This window comes from bacterium, from assembly GCA_037143175.1.
Lineage (GTDB): Bacteria > Verrucomicrobiota > Kiritimatiellia > CAIKKV01 > CAITUY01 > JAABPW01.
The window spans coordinates 1-5,991 of record JBAWZF010000087.1; the positions used below are offsets into that span (position 1 = coordinate 1).

A 5,991-nucleotide genomic window follows, 5' to 3' on the forward strand; every position below is an offset into this window, starting at 1 on the left:
CCCAACATCCCCCTCATCAGTATGGGCGCCCAATGCTGCCCTAAAACCGATTTCGTAAAAGTAGACCTGCTGAGCGGTGCCATTGACGCCACACGCCACCTCATCGCGACAGGATGCCGCCGGATTGCCCACATGACTTTCGTGCGAAAAGGAATCAACGAACAGGATCGCCGTAACGGGTATCTGCAAACCATGAAACAGGCCGGACTCAAACCGGAATTCATCTATTATCCACTCTCTGACTTCCAACGCCCCATTGTGCGGCAATTGATTCAAGATTATGTCGGCAAACAGGGTTGCCCGGAGGCGATATTCTGTCATTCTGATGACGTGGCGGTTGGCGTCTATCGCGGCCTGTGCGACATGGGCTTGCATGTTCCATCCGACGTGGCGTTAATGGGGTGCGACGGAATCCAGGATACGGAGTATCTGGAATATCCCCTGACAACTCTGATTCAGCCAGTCAAAGACATGTGTACGGCCGCCTGGCAATTCTTCACCGAGCGGCAAGCGAATCCTAAGCGAGAATCCCAACACCTTATCCTGGAGCCCAAACTAGTGATCAGGGAATCCACCCGCCGTCTCGAATAGTTTCACCCTAAAAAAACACAAATATTCGTGCAAAACAATTTATCACGTGATAAAAGTGGATTTCATGAAAAGAAAACTTGCGATTCCAGCACCGCTTGATCCGGGATTCCAGCCAGCTATTGTCTTCAATCAAAGCTATATCGATGAAGCGAAAGCCTCCGGACAGGCCGTCCTCCTCATCCTCGGACTGGAACGGGAAGAAGGTTTCCTTTCACGTTACACCACAATCGTCAAGCCCGATACCAATCCCGATACCCTGCTTTATGTGGAGCGTATTATAAAATTCATCCTGTGGGCTCGCGGGGGGTGGAAAATTCATTTCGGGGGTCCCAAGGCCATCGGGGAGTATATTAAACAGTGTTATTCAACCACTGGGGTACGTGCCTTCGATGTAGACCTGATGAGTAAGGTTTACGAAAAGCCATTTGAAGTCGTGCTGACCGAAGCCGACAAGGTTCCTGCCGCCCGCGAGATGAGCACCACTGTGGGCGGGCACCTGGATGGCTGCCGTATCGGCTTTGATCTCGGGGCCAGCGATTACAAAATTTCGGCCGTTCTGAACGGTGAGGCCGTCTATACCGACGAATTTCCATGGGATCCCAAAAATCAGCCTGACCCGAATTATCATTTCACCCTGATCAATGAAGGGTTTAAGAAAGCAGCGGCCAAATTACCCCGCGTCGACGCCATCGGGGGAAGCTCTGCCGGCGTTATCGTCAACAACCGGATCATGGTTGCCTCATTATTCCGGGCAGTACCGGCCTCTAAGTTTGATCAGGCCAAAAATATTTTCCTGCGTCTCCGCGAGGTCTGGAACGTTCCCATGGAAGTCGTCAATGACGGGGATGTCACCGCGCTGGCGGGCGCCATGTCTCTCAACACCACCGCCATGCTTGGCGTGGCCATGGGCTCCAGCGAGGCAGGGGGCTACATGAACCCCGAGGGCGGCATGACTGGCTGGCTTTCCGAGCTGGCCTTTGCCCCCGTGGACTATAATGCCAGCGCACCTGCTGACGAATGGTCCGGCGATCACGGCGTCGGGGCACTCTACTTTTCCCAGCAAGCCGTAAACAAGCTGCTGCCCGCTGCCGGCATCGAAGCCCCATCCGGCATGGGGCTCCCTGAACGCTTGAAAATGGTTCAGGAATTAATGGCCAAGGGTGACCCGCGGGCGGTAAAGATTTACGAAACCATCGGCGTATATTTGGGCTACACCCTTCCCCATTATGCCAATTTCTACGAATACAAAAATATCCTGATCCTGGGCCGTGTCACAACTGGCGCTGGCGGAGACATCATTCTTGCCAAAGCTCGTGAGGTTTTGAATTTGGAATTCCCGGAGATTGCTAACCGTATTCAAATCGTTGTGCCGGACGAAAAAAGCCGCCGCATTGGACAAGCGGTTGCCGCAGCGAGTCTTCCGATGATAAAGGGATAAAATCGATGAAATTACTGAGCCCGTCAGCAAAAGTATTTGTACCCGATCAAAAGCCTGAAGCCGAAGCCCTCAAGCGGATTACGCATCTGGGAATCGGCGCCCATCAGGATGATCTTGAATTCATGGCCTTCCACGGAATTCTGGAATGTTATCACAGCAGAGACTTGTGGTTTGGAGGTGTGACCTGCACCAACGGGGGTGGCAGTTCACGGATCGGCCCGTACGGCCAGTTCTCCGATGCTGAAATGATGACCGTCCGGCAGGAAGAGCAGAACACGGCCGCCACAGTGGGCCACTACGGCGTGATGATTCAACTCAATGTCCCAAGCAGTGCCGTCAAAAGCCCCTCCGACCAGTTGGTGAAAAATGACCTGAAGGAGATCCTCGCGGCCACCCGGCCCCAAGTCGTCTACACCCATAATCTTGCCGATAAACACGACACCCACCTCGGCGTCGTCATTGCAACCATTCAAGCGATCCGGGAACTCCCCGCCGACCAGCGCCCGCAAAAAGTAATCGGCTCTGAAATCTGGCGCGGATTGGACTGGATGAACGATTCCCAAAAGGTGGTCATGGACGTAAGCCGGCATGAAAATCTCGCAGCAGCCGTCAACGGCGTATTTGACTCTCAAATCGCCGGCGGCAAGCGCTATGACCTCGCCACCCTGGGCCGCCGTCAGGCGAATGCCACTTTTTTTGAATCCCATGCCACGGACAAGGCCACTCATGTAATCTTCGGCATGGATCTGACGCCCCTGATTACCGACCCGTCACACAATATCATCGAGTTCGTCGCCAGCCATATCAAAGCTTTTGAAGGCGATGTCCGAAAGAAATTATCGACGCGGCTTGGCAAGTAAACATTCTCTCAACCATTAGTTAAAACAACAAAGAGGAAAGAAAGAAAAAATGAAAGTTCCATTCTACGGTCACGTCCGCCAGTACAACAACATCAAGTCAGAAATTGATGCCAATATCAAAACGGTCATTGAGAGTGGCGAGTATGTCCACGGCCCCATGAACAAGCAGTTTGAGAAGGAATTCGCCGATTTTTCCGGCACGAAATACTCCATCCCCTGCGGTAACGGCACGGACGCCCTCTGGCTGACCCTGATGGCCCTGGGCATTGGCGAAGGCGACGAAGTCATCACCAACGCCAACACCTTCTTCGCCACGGCGGAAGCCATCTGGATCGCCGGCGCGACCGTAGTCATGATTGACTGCGATCCCAAGACCAAGTGCATCGACCCCGCCAAGATCGAGGCAGCCATCACCCGCAAGACGAAGTGCATTATGCCGGTCCATCTGTACGGGCAGTGCGCTGACATGCCTGCGATCAAAAAGATCGCCGACAAGTACAAGCTCTGGGTCATCGAAGATAACGCCCAGGCCATTGACGCGGCGGGCGATACCTTCAAGATCGGCGAGCTCTCCGATGCCGTGGCTACCAGTTTCATCATCCAGAAAAACCTGGGCTGCTTCGGCGATGGCGGTGCGATTGTCACCAACAACGAACAGGTCAACCGCGTGACCAAGCTGCTCCGCGCCCACGGCTCTCCCGCCCGCAACGTGCACAGCTTCGGCTTCAACAGCCGTTTGGACGACATCCAGGCCGGCATCCTGAGCGCCAAACTCAAACACATCCACGAGTGGAACAACAACCGCATCAAACTGGCCGAGCACTACACCAAGGGCCTTAAGGGTGCCAAGGCCTTCGACCTGCCGTACCAGAAGCCGGGCTACCGCCACGTGTGGCACCTGTACGTTATCGAGGTCAAGGACCCCGCAAAACGCGACACCTTCCTGAAGTGGTTGAACGAAAACGGCGTGGATGCGAAGACGCACTACTCCATCGCAATCCACCAGCAAGCGGGTTATCCATGGGGCAAGGGTGCCCGCACCGTCGGCTCCCTGACCAACGCCGAACATAACGCAGCGACCTGCATCAGCCTGCCGATGTTCCCGGAACTGACCGAAGCCGAAGTGGACTACACCATTGGCAAGGTGATGGAATGGGATAAAGCCAACTCCTAAGGGGCGTTAACATTCATGGCAAAACAATACACAGCAATGGTCGTTGGAGCGGGAAAACGCGGCATGCATCATGCCACCGCCTTTCAGGCCAATCCCCGCTTCAAAGTGACCGGCCTGTGCGATATTGACGCCTCCAAGCTGGACGCTGCCGCCGCCAAAATCGGCGGTGGCGTCAAAACCGGCACGGACGTCTCCGCACTCGCAAAAGAGCTGAAGCCCGATGTCTTCTGCTTCTGCACGATGCCCAATCTGCGCACTCCTATGATCAAGGCCGCCATCGAAGGGGGCGCCAAACTGATCGCCTTTGAGAAGCCTGTCGCACTAACCAGCAAGGAATTGCTCGTCATCCGTGACCTGCTCGCCAAGACTGGGATCAAGGCAGTTGTGAGCCATCAACACCGCTATGGTGTTCATTATCGCAAAGTTAAGGATATTATTGCCAGCGGCGCACTGGGCCGCGTACACACCGTGTACGGCTCCGCCACGGGCTGGATGACGCATATGTTGTCGCATCTCATCGATTATACCCGCTGGTTTAATGATGAGGCCGATGCCACCTGGGTCATGGGACAGGCCGCCGGCCGCGGCAAGCTCACGGACAACCATCCATCACCCGATCACATTGCTGGGTTCGTGCAGTACGCCAACGGCGTGCGCGGCATTTATGAATGTGGCGCCGGGGCACCCGACCAACCTGAAGTAGCGAAATGGTGGGGCAAATGCCGTATGGGTGCCCAGGGAACCGAAGGGTTCGCTGAAGTGCTCACCAATGGCGGCTGGCGCGCGGTAACCAAGCGCGACGGTGCTCAGAGCGGCGAAGGCGTTATGAACTATGACCTCGATATGCCGCCTTATATCCAGGATATGGCCGACTGGCTGGACGGAATTAAAACGCATCCCTGCCAATTCGACAGCGCCTTCAAGGGTGCCGAGATCATGTTGGCCATGCAGCAATCCGCGATTGCAGGCGGGCAGATTGCCCTTCCCTTGATATCCGGAATGGATGAACAGGAAGGCTTGAAAAATGTTCTGTCCGACCGTAAAGTAATGGTGTCATCCGAGGTGAACGCCAAGGAATTCAACGTTTAAAGCATGGAAATAATTATTCAACCTGATAGTGATACGGCGGCCTTGATGGTCGCCCGCGTCATTGCCCGCGAGATCCGGCGCAAGCCGGATCTCGTTTTGGGCCTCGCCACTGGCCGCACAATGGAATCCGTTTACGGACATCTCGCCCGTATGCATATAGAAAAAGGGCTTAGTTTTGCAAGTTGCCGAACCTTCAATCTCGATGAATATATTGGGATCCCTGCGGAGCATCCTGGCTCTTATCGGCACTACATGAATCTGCATCTCTTCAGCAAAATCGATATTAACCTGAAGAATACCTATCTACCCAATGGAACGGCCCCGGACCTCGAGGCCGAGTGTCAACGTTATGAACACGCCATTTTGGAGCGGGGTGGCATTGATATCCAACTTCTAGGCATCGGCCATGACGGCCACATCGGCTTCAACGAACCGCTCTCATCTCTTCGATCCCGCACAAGGGAAAAGGCTCTGACTTTATCCACACTTCAGGCCAATTCCGCCATGTTTAATAATGACGTCAGTAAAGTTCCCCGCCGTGCCATCACCATGGGCGTAGGCTCCATTCTGGACTCGAAACGCGCCATTATGCTGGTGACGGGGGCCAGTAAAGCCTCCATTCTCGCCAAGGCGACAGAGGGGCCCATTACCTCCATGGTAACGGGTTCCGCCCTGCAACTACATCCCCGGTGCACAGTTATTGCCGATGAGGCTGCCTCAGCAAATCTGGAAGGGATCGAATATTATCGCTGGATTTTTGCCAACGAACCTGAATGGCAGAGTTTCTGCGATTCAGACACTGGGGAGGGGCTCGGGGGGTGCCAACCCTGACCGTTAAA

6 protein-coding genes are annotated in these 5,991 nt (G+C 54.7%); all 6 read left to right on the forward strand.

The features are described 5' to 3' along the window. Window positions 1-591, forward strand: a 591-nt coding sequence (locus tag WCI03_14875) for a LacI family DNA-binding transcriptional regulator (protein ID MEI8141135.1), incomplete at its 5' end; no start/stop codon positions are given. A gap of 64 nt (window positions 592-655) precedes the next feature. Then, on the forward strand, window positions 656-2,029 hold the full coding sequence (locus WCI03_14880) for an ROK family protein (protein ID MEI8141136.1): 1,374 nt from the start codon (window positions 656-658) through the stop codon (window positions 2,027-2,029). A 5-nt stretch (window positions 2,030-2,034) separates the two neighbouring features. After that, window positions 2,035-2,889 (forward strand): PIG-L family deacetylase, encoded by an 855-nt coding sequence (locus WCI03_14885; GenBank protein ID MEI8141137.1) that lies wholly within the window; start codon window positions 2,035-2,037, stop codon window positions 2,887-2,889. A 49-nt stretch (window positions 2,890-2,938) separates the two neighbouring features. Further along, the gene (locus WCI03_14890; protein MEI8141138.1) at window positions 2,939-4,063 is read left to right on the forward strand and encodes a DegT/DnrJ/EryC1/StrS family aminotransferase; all 1,125 of its coding nucleotides are present in this window, start codon (window positions 2,939-2,941) and stop codon (window positions 4,061-4,063) included. Window positions 4,064-4,078: 15 nt separating this feature from the next. After that, a complete protein-coding gene (locus WCI03_14895; protein MEI8141139.1) occupies window positions 4,079-5,152 on the forward strand; it encodes a Gfo/Idh/MocA family oxidoreductase in 1,074 nt (357 codons plus the stop codon). Between the two features lie 3 nt (window positions 5,153-5,155). Next, entirely contained in the window at window positions 5,156-5,983 is an 828-nt protein-coding gene (gene nagB, locus WCI03_14900) for a glucosamine-6-phosphate deaminase (GenBank protein ID MEI8141140.1), read from the forward strand. The last annotated feature ends 8 nt before the right edge of the window (window positions 5,984-5,991 follow it).

Excerpts from the sequence above, each read along its gene's own strand:
- WCI03_14880 (MEI8141136.1), top strand. The coding sequence starts at position 656 with ATGAAAAGAAAACTTGCGATTCCAGCACCGCTTGATCCGGGATTCCAG.
- WCI03_14885 (MEI8141137.1), top strand. The coding sequence starts at position 2,035 with ATGAAATTACTGAGCCCGTCAGCAAAAGTATTTGTACCCGATCAAAAG.
- WCI03_14890 (MEI8141138.1), top strand. The coding sequence starts at position 2,939 with ATGAAAGTTCCATTCTACGGTCACGTCCGCCAGTACAACAACATCAAG.
- WCI03_14895 (MEI8141139.1), top strand. The coding sequence starts at position 4,079 with ATGGCAAAACAATACACAGCAATGGTCGTTGGAGCGGGAAAACGCGGC.
- nagB (MEI8141140.1), top strand. The coding sequence starts at position 5,156 with ATGGAAATAATTATTCAACCTGATAGTGATACGGCGGCCTTGATGGTC.